Origin of the sequence: Mycobacterium sp. 1164985.4, assembly GCF_001668575.1 — a bacterium.
Classification (GTDB): domain Bacteria; phylum Actinomycetota; class Actinomycetes; order Mycobacteriales; family Mycobacteriaceae; genus Mycobacterium.
In genome coordinates, this window is the sequence record NZ_LZMD01000110.1 from 21740 (window position 1) to 37511 (window position 15772).

The following is a 15772-nucleotide window of genomic DNA, read 5'->3' on the forward strand; positions in this document are numbered from 1 at the left end:
AATATCGGCCCGAAACCGTCATCTTCACGACGCTCGCTGATACGGCTAGCGCTGTGCGGGCACCGTCGCGCTCTGTCCCCTGCGCACCCGCAGCCACCGGCGCGCCACTGTTACCAGATAGGTGATCAGGATTCCGACCGCGAGCGAGGCGATCACCCCGACGCCCGGGTGTCCGGGAAACCACGAATACACCTGGTAGTGAACCAGGTAGGTGTACAGCGACGCCTCGGCGAGCACGCCGGCCGCGACGGTCAGCAGCGCTGGACAGCGGATGGTGGGTAGCCAGATGACCAGGGCGAGGCCGCCGAACACGACGAGCCCCCGCAGCGTGGTGTCGAAGTAACCGAGCAACGCGACCGCCAAAACCACGGTGAGTAGCGCGCGTTGCAGGGTCGACGTCGCTTTCGACGCCGCCCAGCCGAGCGCGAAAAACCAGAACGCGAGCATTGTGAACCAGGCCTCGCGGCCCATGTCCAACCCGAGTACGTCGTAGCGTAGGGCCAGGCCGAACACGAGGAACGCCACCGCGACCGTGAACGGTCGCCGGCGCTCGGCACGGTCCATTGCCGGTATCCAGAACAGCAGCGCCAGCGCCACAAGCGTCCACACCAGGACTTCGACGAACCACAGGCGGCCGGCGGTCATGCTGTCGTGTGGACCGAGGAACTTGTTGGCCAACAGCAGATTCGACCAGGTGTAGTCGCGCGTCCACAGAAGCGCGATGGTCACCCACAGCACTGAAGGCACCGCGATCCAGCCGATCGTGTTGCGCAGGTGGCGCACCCGTTTCGCGCGGGGCACGGGGGTGAGGCAGAACCGGCCGAAGTTGTATCCGGCGATGCCGAGCAACAAGTGGGCGCCGCCCCACAGTTCGAACAGTTCGGCGTGCGACCCGACGATCAGGACGATCGCGGCGGCCCGCAACGCGACGCTGGTCTCCAGCGTCGCGTCCCACAGCCGCCACCGCGGCCGCCGCGGCTTCACCAGGCCTTCGAGTTCGCGTAGCGGCCGCTGCTGCCACTCGACGGGCAGCTGTCCGAGCGCGCGCTCCAGTCGCACCGACATCGCCACGTAGGACAACGAATTTCCGCCGAGGTCGACGAAGCTGGCATCGGGGTCGATGGCCGCCGGGTCGAGTTGCAGTACGTCGGCGAACAACCCGCGCAGGTCGGTCGCGGCCGGCGCATCGCTGGCTCCCGCGAGCTCGCGGACGGTGTGGTAGTCCGGCTTCCCGGATGCCAGCAGCGGCAGTTCGTCCACGGCGATCGCGCGCACCGCAGAGGCGGGCACACCGGCAGTCTCGGCGGCGATGCGCTGAACGTCGCGCTCGGTGTGTGCGCCGGCCGCCGCGACGACGAGCCGGTCGTCGTCGTTGGTGCAAAAAGCGGTGATCCCGCTGGAGCTCAACGTTGCTTCGATGCGCTGGAGATCGACGCGCAGACCGTACATCTTCACGAACCGGCTGGTGCGGCCGACGATCTCGTAAAGACCATCGGGAGCGCGGCGAGCGAGGTCACCGGTGTGCAGCGACTCGACGGTCTTGCCGAGCGCGAGGTCGTCCGGTCCGTGGGCGTAGCCCATCATCACGTTGGGCCCGCGGTATACCAATTCGCCGACGTCGTGGGAGTCGTCGGCCGATTCGATCGTGAACGATCCGCCGGGTATCGGCCGGCCGATCGCGCCGGGCCGCGACAGCGCCAAATCCGGTGACAGGTAGGCCATCCGGGCCGTCGCCTCCGTCGCCCCGTACATGACGAACAGTTCCCAACCGCCATCGCTCGCCCATTCGGCGAAGCGTCGCACCTGCTCAGGGGGCATACGCCCGCCCGCCTGTGTCACGTACCGCAGGTCGGGCAGGTCCATCGCATCGAACCCGATGCGCTCGAGCAGTTCGAAGGTGTAGGGCACACCCGAGAACGAGGTGCCGCGGTGACGACCGAACAGCGCCCAGAACCGCTCGTCGGTCACCGAGAGGTCGGTGAGGATGAGGCCGGCGCCGCGGATGAGATGGCTGTTCACGACCGAAAGCCCGTAGCAATATGACATGGGTAGTGTGGTTGCTGCACGGTCGTTTTGGCCAATATCGAGGTAGTCCGCGATCACACCGGCGTTGGCCAGCAGATTCTCGCGCGAGAGCCGGACCAACTTCGGTGATCCGGTGGTGCCCGACGTGGACATCAGAACGGCCAGGTCGTCGTGCAGGCGGCGTCCGCCCGCTCGGCGACGGTGGGTGACGATGCCCTCGCTGATCACGGTGTCGGGCTCGTAGGTTCGCAGGATCGTCGAGTGATCGCGTCCGGCAGGCACCGGTAGCACCACGTGGTCGCCGGCGAGTGCGGCGAGATAGTGCACCAGAGTGTCGATGTCATTGCGGGTTTCGAGCACCACGAGGCGTCGGCTCTCGCCGAGCTCGGACATCGCGGCGGCGACCCGGTCTGCCAGCGCTTCGTATGTCAGGCACTCCGATTCGGTGTACACGGCGATGTTGTCACGGTGTCCGCGTAAGTGACCGAGCAGTGTTGTCACAGCGCGACTCCGCTGCCGACGACCTGAATGTGAACTTTGGCGTCGACCTGGGGCGGCTCGAGGCTGTGTTGGCGGACGATGATGGGATCCGCCTCGCCGGCGGGATCAACGGTCAACAGCACGTCGTGTCCGAGGAACTCGACCGCCAGAACGGTGCCGACGCCTTCGAGTCGCTCGGCGTCGGAAACCACCGTCGCGACGAGTTGTTCGGGGCGCAGCAGCAGCGTGGCGGGTCCGGAAGGATGGGATTGCCCGCGTTGCACAGGGATTCGTCCGAGTGCGCATTCGGCGATGCCGTCCGTCACGGTGCAGGGCAGCGATATGCAGTCACCGAGGAAGGCGGCGGTGAAGTGGTCCGCCGGCCGCCGGTACACTTCCTGCGGGGGTCCGACCTGGGTGAAACGACCGTCGCGCATCACCGCAACCTGATCGGCGACGGAGAGCGCCTCCTCCTGGTCGTGGGTAACCAGCAGTGTGGTGACGCCGGCATCGACCAATAACCGGGCGACGGCTTTTCGCGTGGACGCTCGTAGCCCGGTGTCGAGTGCGCTGAACGGTTCGTCGAGCAACATCACCACCGGTTTGCGCGCAAGGGCCCGCGCCAGCGCCACCCTTTGTTGCTGACCGCCAGAGAGCTCGTGGGGGCGGCGCGACGCGAAAGACGGGTCCAGCGAGACCGTTTCGAGCAGTTCGCCGACCCGGGCGCGGATCTCGGCCCGGCGCGCGGAGCCGTTCAGACCGTAGGCGATGTTCTGTCCCACGGTCAGATGCGGAAACAGCGCGCCGTCCTGGGCGACGTAACCGACCGCGCGCCGGTGCGGCGCCACAGCACGTCGGGGGCCGGCCACCTCACGGCCGTCGATGACCACGGTCCCGTCGTCCGGTGTTTCGAAGCCGGCGATCAGACGAAGCAGCGTCGTCTTGCCGCACCCCGACGACCCGACGACCGCGGTGATGGTGCCCACCTGCAGCTCGAGGTCGATGTGGTCGAGCACGGTGTGTCCGTTGAAGGCCTTGGCCAGACCGTGGGTTTCGAGAATGCTCACAGCGCCGCCGCCTTCGTCGACTGCCGGTACAGCACCAATGTGACCGGTATGGCGAGGATTACGAGCACCGATGCGTACGGTGCAGCCGCCGCGTAGTCCAACTCGCTGGAATAGGACCAGAACATCATCGCCAGTGTGCGGGTGCCCGTCGGCGCGAGCAGCAAGGTTGCGGTCAGCTCGGTTGCCACCGCGACGAATACCAGCGCGGCGCCCGCAGCTGCGGCGGGCGCCGTCAATCGCAGCGTCACCCGAAGGAACGTCACTGTCGGCGAGCTACCCAGCGACCGCGCCGCCTCCTCGAGGCTCGGCGGGACCTGGGCGAGGCCGGCGCGGACGTTGACGAGTGCGCGGGGCATGAACAGCAGAACGTAGGCGAACACGATCAGGGCCAGGCTCTGGTAGAGGGGCCGCACGAAGTGGATCGTGACGGTCACGAGCGCCAGAGCGGTGACGATGCCGGGCAGCGAACTGGTCACGTAGTTCGCACCTTCGACGACCCGCGCCAGCACACCGCTGGAGCGCACCGCCACCCACGCGACCGGGAACGCGAGAACCGTCGTCAGAACCGCTGCGGCGGAGGCCAGTCCGATGGTCTGGCCCAGCGCCAAGAGAATGTCGTCGATGATCCAGACGTCTCGGCCGCCCAACCAGAGCCACCGGGCGATCGTGGCGACCGGCACACCGATGGCCAGCACCGCCAGTGTCGTCAGCGCGAGCGTCGCCGGAATCTTGCTGTGGTGCAGACGTATCGGTGATGACGCGCGTGGCGCTCCCGACCCGATCCGGGCGAACCGGGCGTGGCCCCGGGCGGCGGCCTCGCTGACCAGCAGCGCCAGGCACAGCAGTACGAGCACGCCGGCCAGCATGCTGCCCGCCGCCCCGTCGAACGTGGCCTGGAACTGTTGGAAGATCGCGACGGTGAAGGTGTCGAACCGTACCATGGCGAATGCACCGAACTCGGCGAGCAGGTGGACGCCGACAAGTAGCGCACCACCGAGGATCGCGAGCCGCAACTGCGGAAGCACGACGCGCAGGAAGACCTCCGCCGAACCCGATCCCAGTGCCCGGGCCGACTCCTCGACGGCGGGGTCGAGCCGTCGCAACGTCGCCGCGACCGGTAGGTACATGAACGGGAAGTAGGACAGGGTCGTGACCAGAACACCCGCAGGCAGTCCGTGCAGGGACGGGATCGCCCCGACCCAGGCGTAGCTGTTGACGAACGCCGGAATGGCAAGCGGCGCAACGAAGAGGGGCCGCCAGATCGCGCGACCCGGAAGGTCCGTGCGCTCCACCAGCCACGCCACCGCGACGCCGATCACCACACATAGCGGAACGGTGATGAAGACCAGCGCCACCGTGTTGACGAGTAGCTCACCGACGCGCGGGCGCACGATGAGCTCGTACGCCCGCGTCCAGCCCACCGAGATAGTCGCCCACACCACGTAACCCAGCGGGATACATGTCGCGGCGACGAGGATCGCGACCGTTCCCGAGATCAGCGGGCCGGGCCGGGCCGTCTTGTCCGACCGCGGCACCGGTGCCGTGGGCGCAGGGACGGGGGGAGCGGCGGCGACCACCTACAGCAAGCCCGCTTTCGTCATCAGATCGGTGACCTCCTGCGCGTCCAAGTTCGATGGGTCGACATTGGGTGCTTGGAGCGTGTTCAGCGGGGGGAGAGCGGGATTCGCGGGCACCCCGCTGGCGACGGGGTATTCGAACGACGTCCCCTTTTCGAGCACCTCCTGACCCGCCTTGCCGGTGATGAACTTGATGAACTGCTGTGCCTCGTCCATGCGGTCGGTCGAGGCGAGCACGCCACCTCCGGACAGGCTGACGAACGCGCCGGGATCTTCGTTCTTGAAGTAGTGCAGAGCGGTATTACCGCTCATCTCTTTTGTTTTCGCCTGATCGCGGAACCAGTAGTAGTGGTAGATCACGCCGCCGTCGACCTCGCCGGCGTTGACGGCCTTGAGCGTGGCGATGTTGTCGCTGTAGAGCTTGGCGTTGGCCTTCATCGCGGCCAACCACTGCGCTGTCGCGGGCTCGCCCTTGAGCTGCAACAGCGCCGAGACGATCGCCTGGAAGTCGGCCTTGGTCGGGGGCGCGCCCCACCGGCCCTTCCACTGCGGCTGCTGCAGGTCGAGCAGCGACTTGGGCAGCTGGTCGGGTTGCAGCCTCGAGGTGTTGTAGACGAACACGGTGCTGCGCGCGGCCACCCCGGTCCACTTGCCCGACGGCGGACGGTATTGCGGCGGAACCTGATCCAGCGTCTCGGGCTGCAGTTCGGCGAACAATCCGGCGCGTTCGACGGCGGCCATGGCGGGGGAGTTCTCGGTCAGGAACACATCGGCAGGCGATGCCTTCCCTTCGGCCACAAGCTGATTGCCGAGTTCGGTGTCGCCGCCTTGCCGGTAGGTGACCTTGATCCCGGTCTCCTTGGTGAAGGCGTCGATCCACTCCTTGGTCAGCGATTCGTGCTGAGCGTTGTAGATCAGCAACTCGTCGCTGTCGCCCGAGTCCGAGCATCCGGTGGCGGTGGCCGTGAGGGCGAGGGTGGACAGGACGGCGGCGATCAGCCTCCACCTTGGTCGCATGCAGGAGATCCTTTCGCGGGTACGTGCAGGTCAGGCCGCAATCTTTAGCTGAGGTTTACCTAATGAAACATACCCTTCCCGGCCTCCGGGATCGCCGGCTGTCTCGTGATTCGATGCAGGCGGCGGCGAACGGACGGGTTTCGGTGTAGCTGGAGGGTGAGGCGGTCCCTTTTCGGCACAGCACTCCGGCGTCGCCGCCTGCGGGGTACGTTTGCCTGGACCGGGGGCGGCGCGCCCCGCGGCACGGACTCCGAGGACGGTCGAATGAACGGATCCAAGCTTTCGGGACTGGTTTGCGGAGCGCTGGTCATGGCCGGTGCCCTGTGGGCCGCCCCTGCCGCCGGTGCAGCACCGTGCACGGCCAGTGGCCTGGCGACGACGGCCAGCGGCGTGCTGAGCCAAGCGGGTGGTTATCTGGAGGCCCACCCCGGTGCCAACGAAGTGCTGACCGCGGCCGCGACGCAACCGCCGCAGGACGCCCGCGCCGCCGTGCGCGGCTACTTCACCGCGCATCCCAACGAGTACCTCGACCTGCGGGGAATCGCGGCGCCGTTGACCGACATGCGCGCGCAATGCGGTATCGCCGTCAGCCCGGGGCAGTTGGCGACGTTGTTCGACGCGATGGGCGAATAGTCACATCCGTCCGTTGCGGGCGCGGACGAAGTTGTAGACGCCGAACGCGGCGATGCCGATGGCCGCGAGGACGAGGAGGATCTTGCCGAACGGCGCCTGTCCGAGGGTCTTGACTGCGGCGTCCAGCCCCGTGGCCTTGGCGGGGTCGGCCTGCAGGGTGGCCACGATGACGAGCACACCGGCCCCCGCGAGGACCAGGCCCTTGGCGGCGTAGCCGGTGATCCCCACCGCTTTGACTCCGGTGCCGCCGGTGTTGCGCAGGTCCTTGAAGAATTTCTTCGTCACGCCTTTGTAGACGTGGTAGCAGCCGACCGCGATCAAGCCGAGTGCGACCGCGATCAGCACGGCTTTACCCCAGCCGGATTGCATCATCTGCGCACTGAGGCCGGCGTTCTGCTGCGAGCTCTGCTGGCCGCTGCCCATGGCGAAACGGGCCGCCGAGAAGGCGATGGCGAAGTTCACGACGGCCAGGCCGAGCGATTTAACGCGCTTCCACGCCGGGGTGTCGTCGTTGAAACGGCCCGATCCCTCGCCCGGCCGTGGGCCGACGACCGCTTCGGCGACGCGCCACAACCCGAGCGCGAGCAGACCCGCGGCGACGAGCCACAGGAGCACGGCGCCGAAGGTTTGTTGCGCGAGCGTCGCCAGAGCGCCCGACTGGTCTGCGTTGCCGCCGGATCCGAACGCGATCCGCAGGATCAGATAGCCGACGAGCAGATGAAGGACACCGCTGACCGCGAAGCCGGCCCGCGCGGTGTATTCGAAGGCATCGCTGTCGGTCGCGCGGTCGGCGACTCCGTGTAACGAGTTGTCGGTCATGCCGACCTGTACCCGCTTTTTGACGGCGGCGAAACGGTGCCGGCGCAATCTGTGGAGTAAACCGGCGTTGGGGATAACGGTCGGCACAGGCACGGGCGGCGCGTCAATGTGTCGGTGGCCCGATCGACGGTGAAGCCATGACTTCATGGACGCGTGCCGAGATCGGCACGCTGGGTGAACAACTCGCGGTCGATCACCTGCGGGCCGTGGGCCTGCGGGTGCTCGAGCGCAACTGGCGGTGCCGGTACGGCGAGTTGGATGTGATCGCGATCGACGACACGACCCGCACCGTGGTGTTCGTGGAGGTGAAGACCCGCACGAGCGACCGGTTCGGCGGCGTCGAGGAGGCGGTGACGCCGAAGAAGTTACGGCGGCTGCGGCGGCTCGCCGGGCTTTGGTTGGCGGCGCAACAGACCGGATGGCCGGATGTGCGTATCGACGTCGTCGGGGTGCGGATCGGCAGACGCCGCACGCCCGAGATCATCCATTTTCAGGGGGTGGGCTAGATGGCGTTGGGGCGGGCGTATTCGGTCGCGGTGACCGCGCTCGACGGCCAGATCGTCGAGATCGAGGCCGATATCGGCAACGGGCTGCCACGCGTCCACTTGGTCGGTCTTCCCGATGCAGCGCTTCAGGAGTCACGGGATCGGGTTCGCGCCGCGATCACGAACTGTGGATGTGAGTGGCCGCAGGCTCGCCTGACGCTGGCGCTGTCACCGGCGACCTTGCCGAAGATGGGATCGGTGTACGACCTGGCGTTGGCGATGGCGGTGCTGTCGGCCAACGTCAAGGAAAAGTGGCCGCGACTCGAAAAGACTGTTCTGCTCGGCGAATTGGCTCTCGACGGGCGGGTGCGGCCGGTCAAGGGCATCCTGCCCGCAGTGCTGGCCGCGAAGCGCGAGGGTTGGCCCGCGGCGGTCGTGCCCGCCGAGAATCTGGCCGAAGCCAGCCTCGTCGACGGCCTCGATGTATGGGGCGTGCGCACGCTGTCTGAGCTGAAGTCGTGGATCCTGGGGGAGGGCCAGCTCGAAGCGCGCATCGCGTCTCCGCCGTCGCGCTTCGAACCCCGCGCCGATCTCGCCGACGTCATCGGTCAGACCGAGGCGCGCTACGCGGTCGAGGTGGCCGCGGCCGGTGGCCACCACCTCATGATGACCGGTCCTCCGGGCGTCGGTAAAACGATGCTGGCACAACGCCTTCCGGGCCTCCTGCCGCCGTTGTCCGACAGTGAAGCGCTCGAAGTCACGGCGATCCACTCGGTGGCGGGTCTGCTGTCGGAGGAAACCCCCCTGATCACCCGCCCGCCCTTCGTGGCTCCGCATCACACGTCGAGTGTGGCGGCGATGGTCGGCGGTGGGTCGGGGATGGCGCGCCCCGGCGCGGTCAGTCGCGCGCACCGCGGCGTGCTGTTTCTCGACGAGTGCGCCGAGATCGGCAGCAGTGTGCTCGAGGCGTTACGAACACCGTTGGAAGACGGGGAGATCCGCCTCGCGCGCCGCGACGGCGTCGCCAGGTATCCGGCCCGGTTCCAACTGGTTCTGGCGGCCAACCCGTGTCCGTGTGCGCGCCCCGACCCGCGGGACTGTGTGTGCACCGGCCACGAGAAACGGCGATACCTTGGCAAGCTGTCCGGTCCACTGATCGATCGGGTCGACCTCTACGTGCGGATGCACTCGCTACGGGCGGGCGCAATCGTCGCCAAGGATGGCGAGTCCACCGACGTGGTGCGCGAGCGGGTCGCCGCGGCGCGGGGGGCCGCTGCGGAGCGGTGGCGGCCCTACGGCATCAGCGCCAACGTCGAGGTCAGCGGATCGTTGCTACGCCGCAAGTTTCGCCTGCCTCCCGCGGTGATGAAGCCGTTCGAGGCGGCGCTGAACCGGGGCACGCTGAGCGTCCGCGGAATGGATCGGACCCTGCGGGTCGCGTGGACGCTCAGCGATCTTGCCGGACGGACGTCGCCGGTGCTCGAGGACGTCACCACGGCGTTGAGCTTCCGGCCTGCAGGAGGTGTGCTGTGACCGACGTCGTGGATGAGGCTCGGGCCTATCTTTCGCGTGTCGTCGAACCCCCGTGTCCCGCACTGGCGGCACTCGTGCAGCGGGTCGGGGCGGTGGAAGCCGCCGATCGGGTGCGGCGCGGCGCGGCGGGGGAGGTGATCAACCGTCACGCCGAAGCGCGTCGTGACATCGATTGCGCTGCACGAGATTTAGATGTGCTGGCCCGGCTCGGCGGCCGGCTGATCACCTGCGAGGACGACGAGTGGCCGCTGTTGTCGTTCGGTGGATTCGGGGGTGCACCCGACCGGTTGCGGCCGCAGGCGCACCCGCCGTTGGTGTTGTGGGCGATCGGTCCCGCCGCGCTCGACGAGGTCGCCTTCCGGTCCGCCGCTGTCGTCGGGACGCGTGCAGCGACGGCCTACGGCGAGTTCGTCGCGGCCGACATGGCGACCGGATTGGCCGAGCGTGATGTCGCGGTGGTGTCCGGTGGCGCGTTCGGCATCGACGGTGCCGCGCACCGTGCGGCGTTGGCCGGGGAGGGCGTAACCGTTGCGGTGCTCGCCGGCGGCGTCGATGTGCCGTATCCGGCGGGCCATACCGCGCTGCTGCGTCGGATCGCCGAACAAGGCTTGCTGCTCAGCGAATATCCGCCCGGTGTCCGGCCTGCACGTCATCGGTTCCTGACGCGCAACCGCCTGGTGGCCGCGCTGGCCGGGGCGACGGTCGTCGTGGAGGCCGGTGCGCGAAGCGGTGCTGCCAACACCGCGGCCTGGGCGCGCGGGCTCGGCCGCCCGGTGTGTGCGGTACCCGGCCCGGTCACGTCGTCGGCGTCGGTCGGGTGTCACGCTCTGTTGCGCAGCGGAGCGCACCTCGTCACGCGCGCGGCCGACGTCGTCGAGCTCGTCGGTCGGATCGGCGAACTGGCGCCCGAAGATCAGGGCCCTGTCTCACCGTTGGACGAGCTCAGCGACATCGACAAGCGAGTCTACGACGCGCTTCCCCGCCGTGGCGGGCGCACCGCCGAAGAGATCGCGGTGGCATCCGGCCTGCCGGCGCGCCAGGTGCTGGGTCCGCTGGCGACCCTCGAACTCTGCGGGCTGGTGCTCAGCCGCGACGGGAGGTGGAAGTTGACGCCCCGGTGACATGCGTTGTCCGCGACCGCAGGCGACAAGGTAGAACCCCGACCAGCGCGACCCGCTCGTATAGTCGGTGAGGCCGGCTCGAACCCAGTTCGGTCGAACCGGCTGGCGAGTTTTGGAGGGATTCCTGTTGGCAGGGCGACCGATACACACCTTCGAAGTGGTGCGTACTGAGCAATTGACCCCACACCTGTTGCGGCTGGTTCTCGGCGGACCAGGGTTCGACACGTTCACCCCGAACGAGTTCACCGACGCTTACGTCAAGATCGTGATCGTCGATCCGGCGGTCGATGTCGCCGCATTGCCGCAACCGCTGACCATCGACTCGTTCTCGTCGCTGCCTGCGGAGCAGCGTCCCACCGTGCGCACGTATACGGTTCGCAACGTCGATCCCGAGCGCCGTGAGATCTGCATCGACTTCGTGGTGCATGGCGACCACGGTGTCGCAGGGCCGTGGGCTGCCGCCGCGACTCCCGGTCAGCCCGCCTACCTGATGGGGCCCAGCGGCGCCTATGCGCCCGATCCCGCCGCCGACTGGCATCTGATGGCCGGCGACGAAGCCGCGGTTCCTGCGATCAGCAACGCACTGGAGGTGTTGCCGGACAACGCCATTGGGCATGTGTTGATCGAGGTGGCCGGATCGGACGATGAGGTCCCGCTGAAGAAGCCCGACGGCGTCGAGGTGCGCTGGGTCCATCGCGGTGGTCGCGCAGACCTGGTCCCCGAGGATCAGGCGGGCGACCACGCGCCGCTCATCGCCGCGGTGAGAGAGTCGCCGTGGTTGCCAGGACAGGTGCAGGTGTTCATCCACGGTGAGGCGCAGACGGTGATGCACAACCTGCGGCCCTACATCCGCAAGGAGCGCGGTGTCGAGGCCAAGTGGGCCTCGTCGATCTCCGGCTACTGGCGTCGGGGCCGCACCGAGGAGACCTTCCGCGAGTGGAAGCGCGAACTGGCCGAGGCCGAAGCCAACGCCTGACCGTAGGCCTGGCACGCTTGCCGCATGACGTTCGGTAACTACCAGTTCGGTAGATAACGCCTAGCACCGCCCGCAGACGCGTGCGTTAGATGTCCCCCGTCGGGTTGACTCTCACCCTTGCTCTGACGACTGTCATGGCGGCGTAGGGAGCGTCATGCCCGCTTTTCTCCTCTCTATCACGGGGGTAGCGACCGGACGATCCGGTTTCCGGACCCGACCGTCGGCGCCCGTCAGGACATCTTGTCCGTCGTCCCATCCCCGCTGGAACCAGCAAACATTAGTTACCTGAGCGAGAATCGGAGCCTGTCGACGACGCATCTGATGACGATCGCGAGTCCTCGCCCGCGTCCTCTGCGTCGGCCTCGTTGCCAGCGGTGTCAGGCCGAGTCATCCCGACACCCCCCTCGTCAACGCGGGACGGCTCGACCCGCAAGGAGCCCCGCACCTGACGTCTTACCGGCTCGGCCCGCAATGGATTCCGCACTTGTGGCTTGACCGGCTCGGCCCGTGATGAATCCCGCACGCGAGGTTTAACCGGCTGGGATGCCTCGTTTCGCTGTTGGGAGTCGGTCGCAGAAGGCTCGCTCATTACCGATGCCGGCCGATCGCCCACCGGTTCTGCCGGAGCATCCTGCATGGATGTGTCAACCCGTTCGGTCGCTGTCATTGCCGCCGTGGTTGCCGTGTCGACTTCTGCGGTGGACCGGACCTCGGCTTGGGGTGGCGCATTCTGCGGTTCATCAGCAGTGGATACAAGCGCGACGGGTGCGGGGGAGATCGGCGGCGGTGAGACGAGGGCGGTGGCGTTGTGGATGCCCTCGGTCGCAGCAGTGACGAGATCGGTGGCTACCTTCGCGGGATCGAGCTGCGGGATCAGTCGCGCCGGGGTGGGCTCCCACGGTTTGATGCTGCGGTCGTACCCCAGCTCGACGATCTCGCGGACGAACGGCTCGAACACGTCGATGACTGGCTCCGGAACACCGGCGATGCGCAGCGGCTCAAATAGCGGCAGGTTCTCAGACCGGAAGAAGTAGTAGCTGGTGTCACCGTGCTTGCCGACGAACGCCGGGGAGTTGATCTCTGGGTCCTCGGGGAGGCTGACCTCGCCGAGGTAGAGGTGCACGAAGATCAACCCGAACAGCGCGTTCACGTCCGACACGACGTTGATCGGGTACAGCGGAAAATCGGTGAACCCGTCGTATTGCCGAAAGATCTCTACGGTTTCGAACGGGGTGTCGCTCGGTGCCGGGCCGCTGAATGAGAAGTCGAGAATCGGAATGTACAGCCCGTCGAACCGCGACAACAAGCCACCGTTGGGTAGGTTCGGATCACCGGCCAGCACGAAGTCGATGTCAGGCGGGTTGGGGTCGCCCGCGTACTTCTCCGCGAGCCGTCCCTTGACGACGTTCGCTACGCCCGCGCCCTGCGAGATGCCGGTGACGATGATCGGTTCCCCGGGATGGTCGGCCAGTTGCTGGGCAATGCGGGCCTCCAGGATGTCGGCACCTTTCCGGATCGACTGGTCGGCGGTGAGGTCGAACAAGCCCGAGAGTTTCCACAGCGGCATCCCGTCCGGGAACTGAGCGGCGATGAGCTTGGGCGAGATGCGTGGGTCCACCGCCGCCAGAGCCGGGCCAATCACGCGGAACACGCCCGTGATTGGCCAGAACTCCTGCGGCGTCGTCACCGGAATGTACTCGATATCGAGGCCGGAATAGACCGGCGCAACGTACTTGTCTTTGGTCCAGTCGATGATGAACTGGTTCGGCGTCGGAAAGCTGGTCGCGCCGAGGACCAGAGCCGTCGCGTCCGCGGACAGCTCCACCTCTGGCGTCCCTGCCGATGGTGACCCCCAGAAAACAGTCGCCACCAATAAGGCACTCGCGGTGGACGCCAATGCGTTGAACATCATTTTCATTCCTCGAATCGAGCGCCCCCGCCCTCCCTGGCGGGGGCGACTGAATACAAATTGCGGACCTTCTCCTTTCGGCGTCAGCGGGACCGGTTGTGGCAGCGGCTCGACTTCAGGCTCGCCGGTGATGCGCCTCGATCCAGCAATGTCAATAAACGGAACAAGCGCTTCGAACACCATGAAGACCGTGGCGGTGGCGGGCGAGTTTGGCCGCTGGGTGCATCGACGCAGCCGCAATGGCAGCCGCAGTGGCACTGACCACTGACCGCGTGGGGCGATGTCTCACGGCGTTTCCTTTCGTCATGTGGAGATCGAAGGTGTGCCTGAAGCCGATGCGCCCCTCGCTGAGCAGCAATTCGACGCGAGGCAATGATGGGAACTTAACGGAAATATTCTCATGTGTAAAGATATAGTTTCCAATTGTTTCATCCTCCGCCGGATTTCGCTCGGTAGTCACAGGAGAGGGCTGTCCCTTGGTGTGCTCGCCGATTCAGTCCGTGAGAGGGCAGTGGCGGTGGGACACTTGAGCTGCCACCAGCGGATAAGGGAGGCGGCGATGACGACGGTGTTCGTGGTGACGGCGGGCAGCGGCGACACCTACCGCATCGAGCGGATCTACGATGATCGCGAAGAAGCGGATCGGTTCGTGCAGGACTACAACGGCATCGCCCCAGTCCAGTCTGTGCACGTGGAGGAATGGCAGACCGGTGCCCCCCCGAGTGCCTACGATGGCCCGTACTGGCGGGCGTCGTGGTGGGCGCGAGTCCCGGTGAGCAAGCGACGCGCTGAGCTGCGCCATACCCGTTCTGGCGAGCGCTTCGATGACTTCGATATCCGCCAAGAATGGTGGACAGGCGACGCCCTGCCCGATGCCAAGGTGGTGCGCCGCGAACTTGCGGGAATTCCGCGAGTAGAGGTGGCCGGGCTGTCAAAGGAGAAGGTGGAGGAACTGTTCTGGGACACGATTACACAGGTCAGGGCTGATCTGGCTGGAGTGCCACGGAAGTGATTGCATCTTCTGCACGCAGAATGGAAACGATTGCGTGCAGCGACTCGACATAGTCGACGGGGGAGGTCATGATCTGGCCATGGACCGACATCCCCTGGAACGGCTCGGCCACCACATAGTCAGTCGCCGTGTTGCGTTGGGCTACCGCACCCGCACCGACTTCGCGAGCAGTCTGCAATTTACCGTGCGCACCCTCGCCGACATCGAGAACGGCGTCCGCAGAGCCAGCCCCGGCACTTACGCCATGCTGGAAAACAAGCTGGGCTGGGCACCGGGCAGCATTGACACCATTCTCGCCGGAGGCGAACCTAAAGACCTGGTGGTCAAGCTACGCCGCGAAAGCCCCGCGCCTCGACATCGTTCCTTCGCCACCGACGACGCCCTAGCCGGTGCCTCCACCGAAGAGTTGCTGCTGGAACTGCGAAGGCGAATCATCCGGCCTCGCGACAGACACCGCCAGACATGGGACCACTGGGATGGCCTCGATTCACGGGGTGACTGGGGAAGTATGACTTCGCGAGATGAATGGCCCGATGAGGTCTAACCGACAACGTTGCGCTTCGTCCGCTTTGCGACACGAATTTCGAGACTCTCGGACGCATCGTTTTGAGATAGGTCACCTCAAAATCGTGCGAGCGGTCTTTATCGACACCAAGATCTGACCTGCTCCTCGGCTTGAACTTCTGCCGCGTTCTCGGAGACGCGCTGTGCCCGCAACGGTGACCTGTGGCCGGACACCAGTGACGCGTCACGACACGATTGCTGCGGCTGAAGCCAGGGATACTCTTCGTGGACTGTAGTTTCCAGCAATGGCAGTACCGCATCGATCGACAGCACCCAGCGGCGCCTGCACCTCCCACGCGGTTGGTGCCAGCGCCGCCGCCAGCTGGTGACGTGATGCCGCCGTCTCTTCGATTGTGTACTACGCGAACTGTTCGGCAGCGCGTCGGCTGGTTCGGCACCGCTGGTGGTCGGCGAACCGCACCCGGATATCGCCGAGGACTAGACGACGGGACAGCAACGGCGCCCCACAGGAGAGCTGTGTCGGCTCCGGTCGAATCTTGAGCAGTTTCTTCCGGGGTGGTTTCTAGGGGCGGTCGCAACACTTCTCTAGATTC

13 protein-coding genes are annotated in these 15772 nt (G+C 66.5%); 7 read left to right on the plus strand and 6 right to left on the minus strand.

Annotated elements, in window-relative coordinates; translation table 11 throughout:
- Positions 1 to 45 precede the first annotated feature (45 nt).
- Genes A5650_RS24290 through A5650_RS24305 form a run of 4 tightly spaced genes read right to left on the minus strand, consistent with a single transcriptional unit; the run spans position 46 to position 6166 of the window.
- A complete protein-coding gene (locus A5650_RS24290) occupies positions 46 to 2526 on the minus strand; it encodes an AMP-binding protein (protein ID WP_067298086.1) in 2481 nt (826 codons plus the stop codon).
- Entirely contained in the window at positions 2523 to 3572 is a 1050-nt protein-coding gene (locus A5650_RS24295; RefSeq protein WP_067298089.1) for an ABC transporter ATP-binding protein, read from the minus strand. Before A5650_RS24295 ends, A5650_RS24290 begins: the two co-directional genes overlap by 4 nt.
- Entirely contained in the window at positions 3569 to 5149 is a 1581-nt protein-coding gene (locus A5650_RS24300) for an ABC transporter permease (RefSeq protein WP_067298093.1), read from the minus strand. The genes A5650_RS24295 and A5650_RS24300 overlap by 4 nt, the downstream gene beginning before the upstream one ends.
- Positions 5150 to 6166 (minus strand): iron ABC transporter substrate-binding protein, encoded by a 1017-nt coding sequence (locus A5650_RS24305; RefSeq protein ID WP_067298096.1) that lies wholly within the window; start codon positions 6164 to 6166, stop codon positions 5150 to 5152.
- A gap of 264 nt (positions 6167 to 6430) precedes the next feature.
- Between A5650_RS24305 and A5650_RS24310 the strand changes: the two genes are divergently transcribed.
- The gene (locus A5650_RS24310) at positions 6431 to 6799 is read left to right on the plus strand and encodes a heme-binding protein (protein WP_067298100.1); all 369 of its coding nucleotides are present in this window, start codon (positions 6431 to 6433) and stop codon (positions 6797 to 6799) included.
- Here the strand turns inward: A5650_RS24310 and A5650_RS24315 are convergent, their stop codons facing one another.
- The gene (locus A5650_RS24315) at positions 6800 to 7618 is read right to left on the minus strand and encodes a DUF1206 domain-containing protein (protein WP_067298123.1); all 819 of its coding nucleotides are present in this window, start codon (positions 7616 to 7618) and stop codon (positions 6800 to 6802) included.
- 137 nt (positions 7619 to 7755) lie between these two features.
- Between A5650_RS24315 and A5650_RS24320 the strand changes: the two genes are divergently transcribed.
- From A5650_RS24320 to A5650_RS24335, 4 genes are all read left to right on the plus strand, one after another.
- Entirely contained in the window at positions 7756 to 8124 is a 369-nt protein-coding gene (locus A5650_RS24320) for a YraN family protein (RefSeq protein ID WP_067298104.1), read from the plus strand.
- Positions 8125 to 9636 carry a YifB family Mg chelatase-like AAA ATPase gene (locus tag A5650_RS24325; RefSeq protein WP_067298107.1) on the plus strand — a complete coding sequence of 504 codons (1512 nt, stop codon included), beginning with the start codon at positions 8125 to 8127 and terminating at the stop codon, positions 9634 to 9636.
- On the plus strand, positions 9633 to 10757 hold the full coding sequence (gene dprA / locus A5650_RS24330; protein ID WP_067298110.1) for a DNA-processing protein DprA: 1125 nt from the start codon (positions 9633 to 9635) through the stop codon (positions 10755 to 10757). Before A5650_RS24325 ends, dprA begins: the two co-directional genes overlap by 4 nt.
- Positions 10758 to 10884: 127 nt before the next feature.
- Positions 10885 to 11733, plus strand: coding sequence for a siderophore-interacting protein (locus tag A5650_RS24335; protein WP_067298127.1), 849 nt, complete (start codon positions 10885 to 10887; stop codon positions 11731 to 11733).
- 277 nt (positions 11734 to 12010) lie between these two features.
- Here A5650_RS24335 and A5650_RS24340 read toward each other — a convergent pair whose 3' ends face one another.
- Positions 12011 to 13825 carry a PE-PPE domain-containing protein gene (locus tag A5650_RS24340; RefSeq protein ID WP_231992797.1) on the minus strand — a complete coding sequence of 605 codons (1815 nt, stop codon included), beginning with the start codon at positions 13823 to 13825 and terminating at the stop codon, positions 12011 to 12013.
- A 376-nt stretch (positions 13826 to 14201) separates the two neighbouring features.
- Between A5650_RS24340 and A5650_RS24345 the strand changes: the two genes are divergently transcribed.
- Together A5650_RS24345 and A5650_RS24350 are read left to right on the plus strand one after the other, a co-directional pair.
- A complete protein-coding gene (locus A5650_RS24345) occupies positions 14202 to 14654 on the plus strand; it encodes a hypothetical protein (RefSeq protein WP_156434379.1) in 453 nt (150 codons plus the stop codon).
- A gap of 79 nt (positions 14655 to 14733) precedes the next feature.
- Positions 14734 to 15198: a helix-turn-helix domain-containing protein gene (locus tag A5650_RS24350; RefSeq protein WP_067298119.1), complete on the plus strand. Its 465-nt coding sequence runs from the start codon at positions 14734 to 14736 to the stop codon at positions 15196 to 15198.
- The last annotated feature ends 574 nt before the right edge of the window (positions 15199 to 15772 follow it).